At 62.9% G+C, this 18,344-nt stretch carries 18 protein-coding genes; 10 read left to right on the forward strand and 8 right to left on the reverse strand.

Annotated features, from left to right (window positions below; all coding sequences use genetic code 11):
• Positions 1-3: 3 nt before the first annotated feature.
• Complete coding sequence (locus tag BLW56_RS13475) at positions 4-1,086, reverse strand: two-component system sensor histidine kinase NtrB (protein ID WP_093511203.1); 1,083 nt, start codon at positions 1,084-1,086, stop codon at positions 4-6.
• The gene (gene dusB / locus BLW56_RS13480; protein ID WP_093511204.1) at positions 1,083-2,081 is read right to left on the reverse strand and encodes a tRNA dihydrouridine synthase DusB; all 999 of its coding nucleotides are present in this window, start codon (positions 2,079-2,081) and stop codon (positions 1,083-1,085) included. The genes BLW56_RS13475 and dusB overlap by 4 nt, the downstream gene beginning before the upstream one ends.
• 97 nt (positions 2,082-2,178) lie before the next feature.
• Between dusB and BLW56_RS13485 the strand changes: the two genes are divergently transcribed.
• Together BLW56_RS13485 and BLW56_RS13490 are read left to right on the forward strand one after the other, a co-directional pair.
• Entirely contained in the window at positions 2,179-3,357 is a 1,179-nt protein-coding gene (locus BLW56_RS13485; RefSeq protein WP_093511205.1) for a bifunctional 2-C-methyl-D-erythritol 4-phosphate cytidylyltransferase/2-C-methyl-D-erythritol 2,4-cyclodiphosphate synthase, read from the forward strand.
• Between the two features lie 3 nt (positions 3,358-3,360).
• Complete coding sequence (locus BLW56_RS13490; RefSeq protein WP_093511206.1) at positions 3,361-3,918, forward strand: CinA family protein; 558 nt, start codon at positions 3,361-3,363, stop codon at positions 3,916-3,918.
• Here the strand turns inward: BLW56_RS13490 and BLW56_RS13495 are convergent.
• Both BLW56_RS13495 and lipA read right to left on the reverse strand, forming a co-directional pair.
• Positions 3,861-4,340, reverse strand: coding sequence for a type II toxin-antitoxin system RatA family toxin (locus tag BLW56_RS13495; RefSeq protein WP_093511598.1), 480 nt, complete (start codon positions 4,338-4,340; stop codon positions 3,861-3,863). The two genes, BLW56_RS13490 and BLW56_RS13495, sit on opposite strands and share 58 nt — an antisense overlap.
• A gap of 7 nt (positions 4,341-4,347) precedes the next feature.
• Positions 4,348-5,292, reverse strand: a complete 945-nt coding sequence (lipA, locus tag BLW56_RS13500) for a lipoyl synthase (RefSeq protein ID WP_093511599.1) — start codon at positions 5,290-5,292, stop codon at positions 4,348-4,350.
• A 62-nt stretch (positions 5,293-5,354) separates the two neighbouring features.
• Between lipA and BLW56_RS13505 the strand changes: the two genes are divergently transcribed.
• The 4 genes from BLW56_RS13505 (at position 5,355) to BLW56_RS13520 (ending at position 8,338) form a co-directional block, all read left to right on the forward strand.
• On the forward strand, positions 5,355-5,993 hold the full coding sequence (locus BLW56_RS13505; protein WP_093511207.1) for a carbonic anhydrase: 639 nt from the start codon (positions 5,355-5,357) through the stop codon (positions 5,991-5,993).
• A gap of 12 nt (positions 5,994-6,005) precedes the next feature.
• The gene (locus BLW56_RS13510) at positions 6,006-6,584 is read left to right on the forward strand and encodes a hypothetical protein (protein ID WP_093511208.1); all 579 of its coding nucleotides are present in this window, start codon (positions 6,006-6,008) and stop codon (positions 6,582-6,584) included.
• A 93-nt stretch (positions 6,585-6,677) separates the two neighbouring features.
• Complete coding sequence (locus BLW56_RS13515; RefSeq protein ID WP_093511209.1) at positions 6,678-7,379, forward strand: DUF899 family protein; 702 nt, start codon at positions 6,678-6,680, stop codon at positions 7,377-7,379.
• A 155-nt stretch (positions 7,380-7,534) separates the two neighbouring features.
• The gene (locus tag BLW56_RS13520; protein WP_093511210.1) at positions 7,535-8,338 is read left to right on the forward strand and encodes an enoyl-CoA hydratase-related protein; all 804 of its coding nucleotides are present in this window, start codon (positions 7,535-7,537) and stop codon (positions 8,336-8,338) included.
• A 77-nt stretch (positions 8,339-8,415) separates the two neighbouring features.
• On the opposite strand, the gene BLW56_RS13525 is transcribed toward BLW56_RS13520, so the two are convergent.
• From BLW56_RS13525 to BLW56_RS13535, 3 genes are read right to left on the reverse strand one after another with little or no spacing between them, the layout of a single operon-like run.
• Positions 8,416-9,018 carry an HD domain-containing protein gene (locus tag BLW56_RS13525; RefSeq protein ID WP_093511211.1) on the reverse strand — a complete coding sequence of 201 codons (603 nt, stop codon included), beginning with the start codon at positions 9,016-9,018 and terminating at the stop codon, positions 8,416-8,418.
• Positions 9,019-9,051: 33 nt separating this feature from the next.
• Positions 9,052-9,768, reverse strand: a complete 717-nt coding sequence (locus BLW56_RS13530; protein ID WP_256203466.1) for a COG3904 family protein — start codon at positions 9,766-9,768, stop codon at positions 9,052-9,054.
• Complete coding sequence (locus BLW56_RS13535; RefSeq protein WP_093511600.1) at positions 9,752-10,309, reverse strand: hypothetical protein; 558 nt, start codon at positions 10,307-10,309, stop codon at positions 9,752-9,754. The genes BLW56_RS13530 and BLW56_RS13535 overlap by 17 nt, the downstream gene beginning before the upstream one ends.
• 153 nt (positions 10,310-10,462) lie before the next feature.
• Between BLW56_RS13535 and BLW56_RS13540 the strand changes: the two genes are divergently transcribed.
• Entirely contained in the window at positions 10,463-10,909 is a 447-nt protein-coding gene (locus BLW56_RS13540) for an RrF2 family transcriptional regulator (RefSeq protein WP_093511213.1), read from the forward strand.
• Between the two features lie 25 nt (positions 10,910-10,934).
• On the opposite strand, the gene BLW56_RS13545 is transcribed toward BLW56_RS13540, so the two are convergent.
• Entirely contained in the window at positions 10,935-13,463 is a 2,529-nt protein-coding gene (locus BLW56_RS13545) for a helix-turn-helix transcriptional regulator (protein WP_177175968.1), read from the reverse strand.
• Between the two features lie 271 nt (positions 13,464-13,734).
• On the opposite strand from BLW56_RS13545, the gene BLW56_RS13550 reads away from it, so the two are divergent.
• From BLW56_RS13550 to BLW56_RS13560, 3 genes are all read left to right on the forward strand, one after another.
• Positions 13,735-16,323 (forward strand): TonB-dependent receptor, encoded by a 2,589-nt coding sequence (locus BLW56_RS13550; protein WP_256203467.1) that lies wholly within the window; start codon positions 13,735-13,737, stop codon positions 16,321-16,323.
• A gap of 85 nt (positions 16,324-16,408) precedes the next feature.
• Positions 16,409-17,179, forward strand: a complete 771-nt coding sequence (locus BLW56_RS13555; RefSeq protein ID WP_093511216.1) for an SDR family NAD(P)-dependent oxidoreductase — start codon at positions 16,409-16,411, stop codon at positions 17,177-17,179.
• A gap of 33 nt (positions 17,180-17,212) precedes the next feature.
• Positions 17,213-18,337 (forward strand): DUF5938 domain-containing protein, encoded by a 1,125-nt coding sequence (locus BLW56_RS13560; RefSeq protein ID WP_093511217.1) that lies wholly within the window; start codon positions 17,213-17,215, stop codon positions 18,335-18,337.
• Positions 18,338-18,344 lie beyond the last annotated feature (7 nt).

Here is an 18,344-nt window from a genome sequence, read left to right on the forward strand (position 1 = left end):
CGTTCATCCCTTTTGCGCGACGGGCAAATGGACGCGAAAGCGCGTCCATTCGCCGTCGCGGATATGCTGAACCGTGCCACCCATGTCGCGCGCAAGCTTGGCGACAAGCGCGAGGCCAAGCCCCCTTCCCTCGCGTTTGGTCGTCACGAACGGATCGAAAAGGTCGCCGCGAATATCGGCGGGAACGCCGGGGCCATTATCGCTGACGCTGACCTCGATCGGAAGCGCGATCCGCCCGCGCCCGTCGCCATTGTCGATCGACAGGCCGTGGCGATAGGCGGTTGTCAGACGGACGACGCCATCGTCGCGCCCGCCGAGCGCCTCGCAGCCGTTGGTCAGCAGATTGAGCAATATCTGAACCATGGCGTCATGGTTTCCATAAACCAGCGGCAGCGACGGATCGAAATCCTCGGCGAACCGCACACCCGGAAACTGGCGCGCACGTGCCGTTTCCATCGCCTGATGGATCGGCTGATAGAGGTTGATGGGGCCGCAGGCGATAGGCTGCCCGCGTGAGAAATGTTCCATCTGGTCGATCAGCGTCGCGATGCGGTCGACCTCGGCACAGATCAGTGTGGTGAACCGCTCGCCCCCTGCGTCGGTCTTGCGCGCGAGAAGCTGCGCAGCGCCCTTGATCCCGGCGAGCGGATTCTTGATCTCATGCGCCAGCATCGACGCTGCCGCCCCCGCCGCGCGCCCCGAACGCCCGATCGCACCGCCCATCAGTTCGGCGTCGCTTTGCGACGGCACGAGCGCAAGGATGCGGTGGCCGCTCTGGCCATAGGGGACCATCTGCATATCGACGAAGAAGGCACGCCTGCCACCCGCCGAAATCTCCGTGCGGTGCGCGAACAGCGCCGACGTCGCGGCGTCGCTCATCCGTTGGCGATAGTTGCGATCCATCTCGATGACGTCATAGATGACACGCCCGATCATCGCCGACCGGCTGATGTTGCAGAGCTGTTCGGCGGCGGAATTCACGAAGAGCACGACCCCGCCGCCGTCAATCAGCAGCGTCGGGACAGGATGCGACTGGATCAGCTCGTCATGGTCGAAAACGGGGATGCTCGACGTGAGCGCGGTCACGCGGCCGCCCGGGTCAAATGCGGGCCGTAAAAGGCTTCGAGCGCATCGAGCACGCCCTTGCTGTCGGGGATCTGGTTGACCTTGTTGCGGAACTCGGCCGACCCGTGAAGGCCTTTAACATACCAACCGAGATGCTTGCGCGCCATATTGACGCCGGTCATCTCTCCATAATGTTCGATCATCGCGCGGTAATGCGATGTAATGACATCATATTGTTCGTCGAGGCCGGGATCGGGCCGATCGGGCTCGCCGCGCAACGCTGCCATCACCTGCCCGAGCAACCAAGGGCGGCCATAAGCGCCCCGGCCGATCATGACGCCATCGGCGCCGCTTTGCGCCAGCGCGGTTTTCGCATCGTCGGCCGAGCAGATATCGCCGTTGACGATGACGGGGATCGAGACTGCATCCTTGACCGAGCGGACGAAGGCCCAGTCCGCTTCGCCACGATACATCTGATTGCGCGTGCGGCCGTGTACGGTGACAAGTTTTGCGCCGAGATTCTCTGCTATATGCGCGAGTTCGGGCGCATTCAGGCTGTCGTGGCACCAGCCCATACGCATTTTCACCGTAACCGGAACCGAGACAGCCTTCACACAGCTCTCGATCAGCGCCGCCGCGAGCTTCAGGTCACGCATCAGCGCCGAACCCGCGTCGCCGTTGGTGACCTTGCGCACCGGGCAGCCCATGTTGATGTCGATGATCGAAGCGCCACGGTCCTCGTTGAGTTTCGCCGCCTCGCCCATTTCATAAGGGGTGCAGCCGACGAGCTGCATGGACACCGGCTCTTCGACCGGATCCCACGCCGCCTTCTGGATCGACTGGCGCGTCTCGCGGATCGCGGCCTGGCTCGCGATCATTTCGGTGACGTTGAGCCCCGAACCATAATAGCGCACCAGCTTGCGGAACGGCAGGTCGGTGACGCCTGTCATCGGCGCGAGGATCACGGGATCCGCGATGGTGATGTTGCCGATCTGGATGGGCCTGAGCGGCGCCATGGCGGGGAGCTTTCGTCTAAATTGCCTAAATTTTGAGCAGTCCGTACACGTTAAGCCGCTTTCCCGCAAGGCGCGGCTGCGCTAACCGGCGCGCACGATGGCCGAGTCCGCCCCCTCCTTTACTCCGCGCTTCGTGGTCATCCTGCTTGCGGGCGGCCAGGGAACGCGTGCGGGTCTCGACGTTCCGAAGCAACTCGCGCTGCTGGGAGGCAAGCCCGTGTTGCGATGGAGCCTCGACGCTTTCGTCACTCATCCGTCGATTGCGGACGGTGTGCTGGTCGCGAATGATGACGTCATAGCTGCGCTTGGCAGCCTTCCAGACGGTTGGATTTCTGCCGAACCCGGCTCCGAACGACAGCAATCGGTTGCGAACGCGCTCGCCGTGATCGCCGATCGGGACGATGATATGATCGTTCTCGTTCATGACGCCGCACGCCCCGGCGTGACTAGCGACGTGATTGCCCGTCTGCTCCTCGCGCTCGGGAATACCGAGGCCGCCATCCCGACGATGCCGGTTCCCGACACGCTCGTCGAGCAAAGCGCGGATCTAGCAGGCGACGTCGTAGACCGCAGCGCACTCGCGCGCGTCCAGACGCCGCAAGCCTTCCGTCTGGGCACATTGCGCCGCGCCCATGCCGACGCGATGGATGCGTTCGCGACCGACGATGCGCAACTGGTGCGCCGGCTGGGACTGGCCGTCGCGGCGGTTCCGGGCGACGCGCGGCTTCACAAACTGACATATGCCGAGGATATTGCGATCCTCTCCGGGCTTTTGGGAATGGGCAAAATGACGCGAACCGCGGTCGGCATGGGTTATGATGTCCACCGCCTCGTGGCGGGTAAGCCGATGTGGATTGGCGGGATAGAAATCCCGTATAGTCATGGACTTGAAGGACATAGCGATGCCGATGTCGCGCTTCACGCGCTGACCGATGCAATCCTCGGCGCACTCGCGGACGGCGATATCGGCGATCATTTTCCGCCAAGCGATCCGCGATGGCGCGGCGCGGCGTCGCACCGTTTTCTCGCTTTCGCCGGCGAACGCGTTGCGGCACGCGGCGGGCGCATCGATCATATCGACCTGACGATCATCGCAGAAGCGCCGAAAATCGGTCCGCATCGGGATGCGATCCGTGCGCGTATATCCGAAATCCTTGCGCTTCCGCTCGGGCGGGTTAGTGTGAAGGCCACAACGACAGAGCGGCTGGGCTTTGCCGGCCGCCGCGAGGGGATAGCGGCGCAAGCCGTCGCAACCCTGCAACTTCCGGAGAATTGAACCTTGCAGTCTGTCGAAAAAGCGCGCCTCGCCGCGCGTGGCGAACTCGCTACGAGCGTCCTCGCAAACAACCGCGCCGCGGGGCGGAAAATCGCCGCGGCCGAAAGCTGCACCGGCGGCATGGTGTCGGTCGCGCTGACTGACATCGCCGGCAGTTCGGACGTGTTCAGCGCCGGCTTCGTGACCTATTCGGGCCATGCGAAGCAGAGCCAACTCGACGTCAGCAGCGAAATCCTCGAAACCTTCGGCGAAGTCTCGCTCGCGACCGCGTGGGCGATGGCGGCGGGTGCGCTGGCGAACAGCGACGCCGACGTCGCGGTCGCGATCACCGGAATCGCGGGGCCCGGTGGCGGGTCGGAGAAGAAGCCGGTGGGCCAGGTCGTCTTTGCCCGCGCGCTGCGCGGACAGGATCCCGACGATTATTTTACGCAGCGCGTCCAGTTTGAATCGACCGACCGCGCAGCGATCCGTCACCATGCGACTCTGTTTGCACTCGACCTGCTTCAGCCCGAAAAGGACGGGCTGCGTCCGTCCGAGGATATTGCACTGCCGGCGCCGTAAAGTTCGCCGGCGCGCGCTTCGAATGCCGCGATCATCTTCCGCAAAGCCTTGTCGAACATTTGTCCCGCAAGTGCTTCGAACATGCGGCTGCGGAACGAGAAATCGACCATGAAATCGACGCGGCAGCCCCCGCCCTCCACAGGCTGGAAATGCCATTCGTTGCTGAGGTGCTTCATCGGCCCGTCGATATAGCTCACGATGACTTCGCGCGGCCGCTGCTTGTGGACGCGGCACGAAAAGCTTTCGCGCAGCCCCTTGAAGCCGACGATCAAATCCGCGACCGCTTCATGCTCGCTGTCGCTGCGCAGGCGCAATGCGACGACCCACGGCAGGAATTCGGGGTAACGCGTGATATCGGTAACCAGCGCGAACATCTGTTCGTCGCTGTAGAGAAGCTCGCGCGTTTCGTGATGCCTCGGCAAAGGCCCCTCAGCCTGCCTTGACGCGCGCCAGTTGCGCTTCACGCGCCGCGCGCATCCGCTCGAAATCGTCACCCGCATGATAGCTGGAACGTGTCAGAGGCGACGAAGCGACCTGCAGGAACCCCTTGGCGCGCGCGATCTGTGCATAAGCATCGAACGCCTGCGGGGTGACGAATTCGGCGACCTTTGCGTGTTTCGGCGTCGGTTGAAGATACTGGCCCATCGTCATGAAATCGATGTCGGCGCTGCGCATGTCGTCCATCACCTGATGCACTTCCATCCGCTCCTCACCGAGCCCGAGCATGATGCCCGACTTGGTGAAGATCGATGGGTCACGACGCTTGACGCTTTCGAGCAGGCGCAGCGACGCATAATAGCGCGCGCCTGGACGGATCGTCGGATAGAGCCGCGGAACGGTCTCTAGATTATGGTTATAGACGTCGGGACGCGCATCGACGATCGCGGCAACCGCGGTTTCGGGCTTGTTGCGGAAATCGGGCGTGAGAATCTCGATCGTCGTCTGCGGCGTCTCACGGCGCAGCGCGTTGATGACCTTCACGAACTGACTCGCGCCGCCATCGGGCAAGTCGTCGCGATCGACCGAGGTGATGACGATATGGCTGAGCCCCATCTTCGCTGCGGCGATCGCGGTATGCTCGGGTTCGAGCAGGTCGACCGGGCGGGGCATGCCGGTCTTGACGTTGCAGAAGGCGCAGGCACGCGTGCAGGTGTCGCCGAGGATCATCACCGTCGCATGCTTTTTCGTCCAGCATTCGCCGATGTTCGGACACGCGGCTTCCTCGCACACCGTATGCAGATTGAGTTCGCGCATCAGCTTGCGGGTTTCGGCGTAACCGGGGCTCGTCGGCGCCTTGACGCGAATCCAGTCGGGCTTGCGCGCGCGCTGGCTGGGAGTCGGCGCGGGCTGTACGGGCGATGCGGGAGCGTTCATTTCGACCACATAGTCGTGCACGCGCCTCTTCTCAACCTCTCTACCTATGCTAAGGCGCCTCCATGACTCACTTTACAGACATGATCGAGGGATACCGCCGTTTCCGTAACGGCGGTTGGGCGCAGCAACGCGAACGCTGGGAACAACTTGCTGTTGGCCAGTCGCCGAAGGTGATGGTGATTGCCTGTTCGGACAGCCGATCCGAACCTTCGCAGATTTTCGATACCAATCCGGGCGAAATCTTCGTCGTCCGCAATGTCGCCGCGCTGGTTCCGCCGTTCGAGACCACACCGGGGCGTCACGGCGTCTCGGCGGCGCTGGAATTCGCCGTCCAGTTCCTGAAGGTCGAGGAAATCGTCGTCATGGGTCACGGCCTTTGCGGCGGCTGCCACGCCGCGCTTCATAAATCGATGGAAGGGGCTGAACCTGGGCGCGGCGGCTTCATAGCCGACTGGATCGCGATGCTTGATGATGCGAGCGAAAAGGTGCGGAGCAGCTACGAGAATCTCGACACGCGCGAAGCGGGACGCGCGATGGAGATGGCGGCTGTGCGAGTAAGCATTGACAATCTCAGAACTTTTCCCTGCATTCAGGAAAAGGAGCGGCGCGGAACACTAAAGTTGCGCGGGGCATTCTTCGCGATCGGCGACGGGGTGCTGCATCTGATGGACGACGCGACGGGGGAATTTTCCCCCGCCTGAACAGGAGGCGGTATGAGCAAGAATACATTCTGGGTCACCATGATCTTCGTCGCGGCAATCGTCGGCGCGTTTCTGGGGCCCGCTCTTGCCCAATCGCTTTCGACCGGTGCGATGCTGACCTTTTCGGTCGTCACCCTGGTGGCGATCGTCGGGCTGATCGTCTGGTCGCTGTCGAACAATAAATCGGGCGAGAAGGCCGATACCGCGACGCTTGCCGATGCGCGCGCGATGCGCGCGCCCGAGGGCAAGGCGCGTATTTACGTTACCCGGCGCGGCTTCGTCGCCGCGCTGCAGGGCATGAATGTGACGCTCGACGATACGGCGCAGGGCCAAATCAAGTCGGGCCAGATGCTGATGGCCGATGTAGCAGCCGGCACGCACCGGCTGCACGCGGCGATGGCCAAGGGCATCATGGCCAATGCGGGCACGCTGGAAATCGAGGTCGGTGCGGGAGAGGTGGTCGTTATTGACGCAATGTTCGAAATGAGCGCGCTGAAGGGCGATGCCAAGCTCACGCGGCTTGAGGGCGCCAAGGCGCGCGAGAATGTTCACGCGACGAAGCTCATTCTGTGGGAAGTCGAACCCACCTGACGGACTACAAAGCGGGGCCCGGCTGCGGGCAGTTGTGAAGCGGCCCTGCAACAATTGCATGAATCGCACGTTCTCCCGGAAAAGGAGAATTGGATGGCCCTTCGCCAAACCCTGTCGGCTGCGCCGGCGCTTGCTTCCCGTAGACGTGCATTTCCCGGCGAAGATGAATCCTATACCAAAGCAAGAAAATCGCTGCTGGCCGAAGAGATCGACCTGCGCCGCAAGATGACGCGGATCGCCGAGCAGCGCCGCGCGCTGCCGCCAGGGCCGGCGATGAAGGATTACCGGTTCAAGGATTCCGATGGCGCCGAGCTCGGCCTCGCCGACCTGTTCGGCGGGCACGACACCCTCGTCAGCTATTTCTGGATGTACGGCCCCGAGCGCGAACGTCCTTGCCCGATGTGTACTAATTGGCTCGGCTCGGTCGACGGCAATGCGAATGACCTGAAACAGCGCGTCGCGTTCAAGATATTCGGTCGCAGTCCGGTCGAGCGTCAAAAGGCCTTCGCGCTCGAACGCAGCTGGCAGGCGCTCGATTTCCTGCAGACCGTCGGCGAAGACTATGCTCGCGACTTTCGCTTGCTCAATGGCGACGGCAGCGAGAATCCCGCGCTGGCGGTGTTCAGGAAGAGCGGTAATGAAGTGCGCCTGTTCTGGAAGAGCGAGATGACCGCCGAAATGGCGGATCCGGGTCAAGACCCGCGCGATGCGCCCGACATCGCGAGTCTCTGGAACATCCTCGACCTGACGCCGTCGGGCCGCGGAACGAACTGGTATCCGTCGCTGGAATATTGAGCGCGAAAAGCTGCTCCCATTGATGCGTGGACGTTCTGTGCGCCCCACCTCGCGTGCGTATCCCCGCCCGCCCCTTATCTCTTGCGCTAGCCCTGCTAATGCGCCACATCTTTACGTGAACGTAAAGGTAAAGCGCTCCCGAGAGGATATTCCCCATGACCCTTCCCACCTTCGACACGATCAAGCTCGAAATCGCCGACAATGTCGCCACGATCACTCTGAACCGGCCCGAACGGCTCAACTCGATGCCGCCCGCAATGGCCGATGACATTCGCGAGGCGCTCGACCATCTGCCGGGCATCGGCGCGCGTGCGCTGCTCATTACCGGCGAAGGCCGCGGTTTCTGTTCGGGGGCCGATCTGGCCGGCGACCGGTCTGCGGGCGGTGCCGTCAGCGGCGGTGCGCGGAGCCGCAACGCCCTGCGCGGTCATTATAATCCGATGCTGCTTTCGCTCGCCAACCTCGACATTCCCGTCGTCGTCGCAGTCAACGGCCCGGCAGCGGGCGTCGGGTGCAGCTTTGCGCTGTCAGGCGACTTCACGATCGCCGGCAAGAGCGCCTATTTCCTCCAGGCTTTCGTCAACATCGGGCTCGTGCCCGACGGCGGTTCGTCGTGGCTGCTGCCGCGCCTGATCGGCGTGCCGCGCGCGCTGCAGATGATGATGCTGGGCGAGAAGATTTCGGCCGATCAGGCGGCAGACTGGGGCATGATCTACAAGAGCGTCGAAGACGCCGATTTGATGAGCGAGGCCAAGGCGCTTGCCACCCGCCTCGCCAACGGCCCGACGATCGCACTTGGCACGATGCGCAAGGTGCTGCGCGACGGGCTGACTCAGGATTTCGCGACCACGCTCGACGCAGAAGCCAAGGGCCAGTTCATCGCGGGCGGTACCGCCGACGCGTTGGAAGGCATCATGGCCTTCCAGCAGAAGCGCAAGACCGAGTTCAAGGGCAAGTAAGCCCATAAATGCGAACCCCGGCGAAAGCCGGGGTCCAATTCCATTCTATGAGCCCCGGTTTTGCCGGGGTATTTTGCCTACTCGGCCGCTTCCTCGACCATCACCTTCTTGTAGATGCTCGTGCGCGGATAGGAGCAGAGGCGCATCACCATCGGCTCGAAGAATTCGAGCGGCTCGCTGTCGTAATCGGGGTCGAACGCCGGCGCGTCATATTTCTCGCAGAATTCGGCGCACGCCGCGTAGTAGGGGCTATCGCTGAACTGATCGCGCATATCGCGGTCGAGCCCGAGATAGTGGAAGAAATAATGCCCCTGGAAAATGCCATGATGCTGCACGATCCAGAGATTTTCTTCTGAAAGAAAGGGTTTGAGGATCGCCGCCGCGACGTCGGGGTGATTGAACGCGCCGAGCGTATCGCCGATGTCGTGGAGCAGCGCCATCACGACATATTCCTCGTCGCGGCCATCCCTGTGCGCCCGGGTCGCGGTCTGCAGGCAATGTTCGAGCCGGTCGACCGGAAAGCCGCCATAATCGCCGCCGAGCAGTTTCAGATGATCGAGGATGCGCTTGCCATTGTTCGGCGCGAACTCCTTCTGCTCGCGCGCGATAATGTCCCAGTCTTCCTGTGTTCCGTCGATCATCGACCGGAATGCGGCGTGATCGTGCGTCATCTCGTTCATGGCAGCCTCTCCTATTTTACGGAGCAGCCTATCCTATTCGTTGTTATTTGCAACGTTATAGGTCTTGACCTCGACCTGCGTCAGGCAGCGCCGCGTCGATTTGTCCTCGGCATTCGCCAGCGCTTTTTGCTGGTACATGACCTCGGTCAGCAGCTTGCGCGACACCCCCATGCGGATCAGGAAATCATTGTCCTCGCTTGCAAGCAGCGCAGCGTCCTGTTCGATGTCGCCGATCAGTTCCTTGGTTGCGTCGGTGCCCATCGCAACACTCATGTCGATCGCGCTGCGGTCGCCGGTGCGCGTGAACATATGGACGATGAACAGCCCGCCGGGATCGATCACGCGCGGCTGCCCTCCCATGAAGATGAAGTTGCACGCGCTGAAGCAGGCCCAGCCCGCCGGGATCCGCGTCGTCAGCCCGAAATTCGAGCGGATGATCCGACCTGCGGCATTGCCAGCGCGCGCGTCGCCGCCGGGCGAGCGGAGCCATACCTCGCTGACGTCGGGGTTTGCGGCGAGCGCAGCCTTCAGCCGATCGGGCAGTCCGGTATCGATACGCCCTTCGGCCAGCAGCACCTTACCGCCCTTCTTGGCGACGGGTGTCAGCTTCATCGTCGCATTTCCCGACCAATCGGGGCTGAGGGGACAGGTCGGGTTCGACGGATCCATCGCGGGTTTGGCGGCACCGGTCAGGCATGTGACCAGCCCAGCCGCCGCAGCAATCCGGAAGGCTTTACGCGGCAATGACATAGCGTGCCTGGCCCGGCCCCTTGCACATCCGCTTGGATACTCGTGTTTCCTCGCCCTCGACGATGACGATATCGGTGACGTTCATGCACTGCGTCCCGTCGGCGAGTTCGTTCTTGGCCGCAACGGTCGATGACCCGCTGACATTTTCGCGCGTTTCACTCGTCCAGTTCGCCGTCGCGCCGACCTCTTCGCCGCGCGTCACCTCTTCGGTCGCCGCCGCGGCCTGAACCTGTTCGGCCGGGTCGAGGCGGCAGGCGATCGCGTCGGTAAGCGTGCCGCTGACCTCACCGATCGGGACATAGCTATAGACGCCAGCCTTGCTCGCCGCGTCGCCGACCGCGTCGTTGATCACATTGCCCAGAATGTTGCGGCCGATACTGTTGCCCTTCTTGCCTTTGGGACAGCCGCCGTTTTCATCTTCGCTGGGCTTCGGAGCCGGCGTCGTCACCTTGCGAAGCAGCCCGCCGAACTGCGCCTGAGCCGGCGCAACGGCGAGCAGGCAGGCCGCAAGCACGGCCGGGGTCGCCAATAATCCACGCATCATTCAGTCCACCCTTGTCGCGCCCGATCCCGGGCAACCATGCGACCTTTTATAGGAGTGGTTCATGCCACCCGCTGTGATTTTCATCAACCTTGCAACTTATGTCATCCAGACAGGTTGAATTAAGGCTGAATATGTCACAGTAACGCCGTCATGCTCTCGCAAAAAACCCGCTATACGATCCGCGCGTTCCAGCACCTTGCCGACCATTGGGGCAAAGGGCAGGTCCAGCTCGCGGACATCGCGGATGCGCAGAATATCCCGCCCAAATTCCTGACCGTGATCCTGTCGGAAATGGCGCGTGAGGGCCTCCTCATTTCGCAGCGCGGGCGCGACGGCGGCTATCAGCTCGCGCTACCCCCGCTCGATATCAGCTATGGCGACCTTGTCCGGCTGACACGGGGTTCGCTCGCGCTTGTTCCGTGCGCCGCGCGCAACGCGCACGAACATTGCAAGAATTGCCTTCCCGAGGCGGAATGTCGCCTGCGTAGCCTGATGCTCAAGGTCCGCGACGATACCGCCTCTATCCTCGACCGTATCACGCTCGCCGACCCGATCGCGCTGGAACCGGTGTTCGAAAAGGAAGAAGCCGCCGAATAGCTGCGGCCGCCAGCGACATGCGCTCCTATGATGTTCGCTGATATTCGATCAGCTTCAGGCCAAGCGTAGCGGCGTTCGCAACAGCTTCCTCCCGGCTACCCGCCCGCAGCTTGCGCATGACATTCTTGAGATGCCACTTCACCGTTTCGGGAGCGAGGTGCAGCGTGCGCGCGATCTCCTTGTTCGACTCGCCGGCGTTGAGCGCGCTCAATATCTCGATCTCCCGCTCGGTCAGGAAGGAAAATGCTTCACCCGGCGCCACCGCATGCGTGCCTTCGAGCACCGGATTGCGGCGCGACGGCTCGGCGAGCTTCAGCAAGGCGAGGAAACAGTCGGACGCATAGGCCTCACTGCAGAAGTTCTGCACCGCACGAACCCCGGTAACATCGAGAACGTCGACGATCGTGCGCCGGAACCCGGCACTCGCGGCATGGTTTAGAAAGCGCACCGTTTCCAGCTCGACCATCTTGTCGCAGCGGCCGCTGAGTTGCGGCAGAATGTTGAACAGCGTCGCGGTCGCACGCAACTCGGCATCGTCGCCGTTCGACGCAAGCCGCAACAAGCGTTCGGCCACTGCTGTCAGGCGTGGCCGGTCGCCATTTGCAATCGCCTCATAGGCCCGAATCTCCGATAACAGCGCGAAGGCTCTGCCCTGCGACGACAGCGGATCGAGCACCGCGCGCTCCTCGTCACCGACCGCCACCACCGTTTCAGCGTCGATCGTCTGCGGCAGCCGCAGCCGCGCGCGCTCGACGATGCACAGTGCCTTCAGCGGTGCCCAGTCGCGAGCATAGGCGACCAGTTCGGCCCGGTCGATCAGCGAGGCCGCCGCGTCGCTCTGGCCGGCTGCCGCCGCGCTACGTATTGAGACGAGGAAGGCATCGATCAACGCATCCTGAAAGATGCTGCGTTCCAGATACGGCAGCGCATCGGTGGCAAGCACTACCGCAGCGTCTACCGCATCGCGCTCGTAGCAAGCGCGTGCCAGCGCCGCGTCGATCAGGGCTGCTGCCAGCCCCGGCTCAGTTTGCCGCGCTTTCGCCTCGCGCAGCAACCGCTCGGCCTCGCCCAATTGCCCCTGCGCGCGCGCTACGCCCGCCTTTGCAATAAACGCGAGCGCGCACGGCAACCCGAGCGCCCCTTTCGCATTGCGCAACATCAACGGGCGCACTGCATCGTGCACCAATCCGAAGAGCCCGCGTCCCAGCGCGCCGCGTGCGAGCGTTGCTCGGACCATATCGGCTGCCAGACCGGACAGCCCTTCGGGTTCCGCCAGAATGCGATCGCAGGTTTCGACGATATCGTCCGCCCGATCTTCGCCAAGCGCACGGCGTAGCAGGTCGATAGCGCGCGCTTCGTCCGTATCTACGGAGATGCTCGCGCGGCTCCTGCCGAGCAACAGGTCCAGCCAGGCACGGGCACGGGCGAGATCGGGCGCTGCTGCAGCGGTTTCCGGCGGCAGGCGATCGATCCAGCCCGCGACGGGGTCGATCTCCCCACGCTCTATCATCGGCATCGCAGTTTCAGCGACCAGTCTGGCTGATTCGTTAAGATCGCCACATGCAATCGTCTGATCGATGGCGTCGACCACTCGGCCCCGGCTTGCATAATATCGTCCGACGATGCGGTGCAGCTGCTTCGCTTCGTCGGGATCGAGACCGTGCGCCAGCACCGCGCGAACCGCAGGATGCAGGCAATATTCGCCGCCGTCGATACTATCGATAACGGCATCCCGGGCTGCGAGCTCCCGCAATATCGCCTCGCCATCCTCTCCGCCGCCGAGCAACCGCGAGAGATCGCCGTCGAGCCATGGCGCCACCGCCGACCGTCGCAGCAAATGCCGCGCGGGTTCGGCGAGAGCGTCCATTTGCGGGGCGACGAGCGGCGTCAGGCTGACTGCGAGACCGGTCCAGTCGTTCGTCGCTGCCATGGCACGCAACCGCTCCGGCCGGCGCACCGCGAGCCGCAACGCGGCAGGCCAGCCTGCAAGCATGCGATTGAGGCCCACCGTCGCTCGCGCGTCCAGCGAGACGCCGGCATGCTTCAGGAAGCGATGCACTTCGCCGTCACCCAGCGCCAGATCCCCACGACCGATGTCGAGCAGCATGCCGCGGCTTTCGATGTCGTCCAGCGCGATCAGCGGCGGCGCGCGTCCCGCAAGCACCAGCCGGAGGTGAACCGGGGGATGCAGCATCAAGCGATCAAGAAGCGCGATCGCTGCCGGATCATTCAACCGATCGGCATTGTCGACAACGAACAGGAACGGCCGGCCAGCCCCGTCGATATATTCCGCCAGTGCCTCCGCATTCTCGCCGTTATGGGGAATGCCGATCGCGGCACCCAACATCGCGGCGCCCTCACCGCTTTCGTCGACCGACCACCAGGCGGTGCGCCAGCCCGCCGCTTGCGCCGCGGTGAACAGCGCGCCGCACCATGCGGTCTTGCCATAGCCTGCGGGCGCATGGACGACGCCGACCTCGCGTTCAGCCAGCCGGACAATCCATTCGCCTTGCGCATCAAGCCCGACCAGATCGGACGGAAATCGCGGCGGCATGAATTTTCGATGCGCAGGCGGTGCGCTTTCGCTCGGTATGGCGCGCAAATACGCCCTGTCCTCGTTCCTCGATCCCGATTGGACGGTCATTGGCTGCCCCCCATCTATTGAACCGAAGCTATCTCCATGCCGATGCAAGGGCAAGCGATTGCCCTTCACCCCCCCATCGCTCCCCCCGCCGCATCGTCTGTCGCGAACCCCGACCGCACCATAGCCTCTCTCCCATCGAAGGCACCGCACAGAACGGGGCCAAAGCGACGGGAGACAAAGCGTGACCCAAAAGGCTGTCCTGGCAACCTGCCTGTCCACCACCATGCTCATCGGATGGCACCCCGCCGCCACTGCCCAGGAAACGGCGCCGCCCGCCGAAGAGTCCAGCGGCGGGATCGCCGAGATCGTCGTCACCGCGCAGAAACGAGCGCAGAATCTGCAGGACGTGCCCGTTGCGGTGTCGGCGATTGGCGGCGACGCGCTCGAGAGTCGCGGGATTACCGAAACCTCAGACCTGATGGGTGTGGTTCCCAGCCTTCAGGTCACGAGCCCTTATGGCAACACCCAGCCGAATTTTGCGCTGCGCGGAATTTCCGTCGCAAACGAATTTTCGGCTTCGACGGCGTCGCCGGTCGGCGTCTATGTCGACGAAGTCTATCAGAGCTTCCGTGCGAGCCATGGCCAGCAACTCTATGACATCGACCGCGTCGAGGTGCTGCGCGGACCGCAAGGCACCTTGTACGGCCGCAACACCACCGGCGGCGCCGTCAGCTTCTTCACGCGGAGACCCGAACTCGACGGGACCAACGGTTATCTGACGCTGGGCTATGGCAATTACGATACCAAGACTGTGCAGGGCGCTGCCGAATTCACGCTGGTCCCCGATGTGCTCGGTATCCGCTTTGCCGGCACGCGCTCAAAGGGTGACGGCTGGCAGTATAACCCCGCGCAGGACCGGCATGTCGGCACCACCGACACGATCGGCGGGCGCGTCGCGATCCGCTGGAAGCCAACCGACCGCCTCGACATCAACCTCAAATTCTATGCCGCGAAGGACGACCCACTCGGTGCCAACGCCTATGCGATCGGCCAATTGGAAGGAAATCGCGACGCGCTCGGCTATTCGCGTTTCGACCCCGCGCAAAATGGCGGGCGTGCATTGCGCCGCAACGAAGTATCGGCCGACACCGGCGGTACCTATTACACCCGCTCCGAAGGCGTCGCGCTCAACATCGATTACGAGCTTAGCGACAATGTAACGCTGACTTCGATCACCGGATTCGACAGAGGTCGTTATGCAATCGATCCGAACGATTGCGACGGGTCGCCGAACGACCTGTGCGCGATCCGTTTCCGGTCGCGCAGCAAGAATTTCAATCAGGATTTCCGGATCGCCTATTCGGACGACAAGCTCGATATCATCGGTGGCCTCTATTATGGCAAGGATACCGTCAAGACGTCGAACGAGCCCGACTTCTTCGGCGTCATCCGCCCGTTGCTGCTCGGCGCGGGCCTTCCGGGAAGCTATAACAATGCGGCGGTCGCGACGCCGGACTCGATCGGCATCGTGCCGGCCTTCGCAGCCGATCCGACGCTCGATCCGACCAACCCGGCAAGCTGCGCACCCGTTGCGGTCAATCCGAACGGATTCCTCGACGCGCGTTCGCTCATAGCGCTGCTCACCGACATCCAGCTCAACAATTCTGGCGGGGGAGGTTTCGGCGGAGCGTTCTCGGCTGCGTGCCGCGCCGCAGGCGCCCCGCCTTTCACGCCGATCCTTGGGTCGCAGAAATTCGATATCCAGCGGCCGTCAAAAGCCATCTATGGCGATGTGACATGGAAGGCGACCGATGCGCTTACCGTTGCGATGGGCCTGCGTTATACGATGGACAAGGTGAAATTCCGCAACGGCAGCACGATCCTCTACAGCCTCGACGGCACGACGCCGGTGGTCAACCTGATCCCGTACAGCAATCCCTACAACCCGAACCTGCCGACGATGAACCTCGGCAGCAAGGCCAACCGCCTGACCGGGCGCGTCAATGTAAGCTATAAATTCGCCGACGATGTGATGGGCTATATCCAGTACAGCCGCGGTTATCGCAGCGGCAGCTACAACGGCCTCGCCTATCAGGGCACGAACCAGGTCTATTATATCAAGCCCGAACAGGTGAACGCCTATGAAGGCGGGCTCAAGACGCGCTTTTTCGATCGCCGGGTCCAGCTCAACCTCGCGGGCTTCTATTACGATTATTCGAACCAGCAGACGACGCAGGTGGTCGGCGCGACGACCTTTACCCGCAGCGCCAACGGGCGCGTTTATGGCGGCGAAGCAGAATTGACGGTGCAGGCCGCGGACTCGCTGCGGCTCGATGCGACGCTGGGCCTGCTTAATAGCAAATATAAGGGCAATGTTGTCGATCCGGCCGACCCTGCGACGCAATTCACGCGCAACGTCAACGGCAACAGCTTCCCCAATGCGCCGAAGACGACCTTCACCGCTGGCTTCGAATGGGATGTGTTCGACGGCAAGGCCGGCAAGCTGACGTTGCGCGGCGATGCCAATTATATGGGTCGATATTATTTCGACTCGTTCGGCGATTACGGCCAGCAGCCATGCGACCGGGTCGGGACGCCCGGCGCGATCCGGCCGGCGGGGACGGCCTTCACCTGCGGCAATCCGTCCTACTGGCTGCTCAACAGCCGGCTGACTTACCAAAAGGACGATTTCTCCGTCAGCGCGTGGGTCAAGAACCTGACCAACAAATATTATTTCACCTACGGGCTCAACATCGACGTGTTCGGGCTCGACTATCTGAACCGGGGCATGCCCCGCACTTACGGCGTCGAAGCGACGATGAAGTTCTGACCGCCGACGCCCGGGGAACGGCGGGCACCCCCTCCCTCGCCCGCCGTCCCCGCTTTGTTGCCGATCCAATCAAGGGGAGCATCCGATGATGCGGTTTACAGGTAAAAGCGTGCTGATTACCGGCGCCGCGCGAGGCATCGGCCTTGCCGCTGCGCAGGAGTTTGCACGCGAGGGTGCGTCGGTGACGATCACCGATATCGATCTCGATGAGGCTGAGGCAGCGGCTGCGTCGATCCGCAGTGAAGGACATAAGGCACAGGCTCGGCGCCAGGACGTTACCGATGAAGCGGCCTGGGCCGCGCTGATCGCCGATGTCGTGGCGCGTGACGGCAGACTCGACATCCTCGTCAACAACGCCGGCATGGGCTTCCTGAAATCGGTCGTCGATACCGACCTCGCGGAATGGCAGCGGCTGATGGCGGTCAACCTGGAGAGCGTCTTCCTCGGCGTTCGCGCCGGCATCGAGGCGATGAAGGATAAAGGCGGCGTGATCGTCAACGTCGCCTCGATCGCCGCGAACGTCGCCGAGCCGCTCTTCCCCGCCTACAACGCCAGCAAGGCGGGGGTCGCTATGCTGACCAAGGCGGTTGCGGTCGACTGCGCGCGCAAGGGCTGGCCGGTGCGGATCAACTCGCTGCACCCCGGCTATTGCGAGACCAAGCTCGTCGCCGATGCGGTCGGTTCGCTGGGCGACGCAGCGGGCGATTTTGCCACCGCCACGGTCGGCGCGATCCCCTTGGGTCGCATGGCGACGACGCGCGAGATCGCGCGGCCGCTGCTTTTCCTCGCCAGCGACGATGCCGCGTATATGTGCGGCAGCGAACTCATCGTCGACGGCGGCTACACGGCCGTCTGAAGGCCAGATCATTCAAAAAAGGGATTTGGGGATATGAGCGAGAAGAAACCGGTCATCGTCTATGGCGCCTCGGGCTACACCGGCCGCCTCGTCTGCGAATATCTGCGCGAACTCGGTATCCCGTTCATCGCTGCAGGACGCGACAAGAAGCGCGTGCAGGAGGTGATGGACAAGGTTCCCGGCATCGAGACCGCCGATTATGAAGTCGTAGAGGTCGAGCACAGCGTCGCGGCGCTGACCAAGCTGTTCAAGGGCGCAAAGGTCGTGTGCAACATGGTTGGCCCCTTCATCAAATATGGTCCCGAAACGGTCGAGGCCGCGCTGGCCGCCGGATGCCATTATCTCGACACCACCGGCGAGCAGGACTGGATGATGCTGGCGCAGGAGAAATGGGGCGAGGCCTTCGCCACGAAGGGCCTGCTCCTTTCGCCGTGCGTCGCGCATATGTATACGACAGGCGAGATCGCCGCGAACATCGCGCTTGAAACCATGCCCGGGCTCGATACGCTCGATATGCTGGTGCTGTGGAAGGGCTTTCCGACCTATGCCTCGGTCCAGACGATCTTCACCATTCTCAAGGCCGATTGGTACTATCTTGAAAACAATCAATATGTGCAATGGCCGACGCTGACGACGACCGAATGCAATGTCCCCGGCCAGCACGCGACGGCGCTGACGCTGCCTTGGGGCGGCACATCGCACCCTTTATGGTTCAAGGATGATCCGCGCGTGTCGACGGTCAAGGTCTATGGCGGCGTCTTCGCGCGCGAGGTGATGGACAATGTCGTCGCGATGACCAAGATGGTCGACACCGACATCAAGCCGTTGCCGTTCGAGGAACAGGAGGCCGCGCTTTCAAAGATGGCCGAGTCCATTCAGGGCGACATGCCGCCGCGCGAGAACCCGCGGCTCAACACCAGCATCGACTCGGTCTATGCCTCCGGCCCGCTCGGCCGCGTCCATGTGCTACTCCACGGCAATTGCAACTATAAGCAGACCGGGCTGATGCAGGCCTGGGCTGCCGCGAACCTGCTCCAGCAACCGCCGCGCCGCACCGGCTTCGCTTCGGCATGCCAGGCCTTCGGGCACCGCGAAATATTCGGTGCATTGCGACAGTTCGGGCTGGTGTTGAAGCCGATCGTCACAGTCAACGACTGAGGAGTGG

Origin of the sequence: Sphingopyxis sp. YR583 (genome assembly GCF_900108295.1) — a bacterium.
Classification (GTDB): Bacteria; Pseudomonadota; Alphaproteobacteria; order Sphingomonadales; family Sphingomonadaceae; genus Sphingopyxis.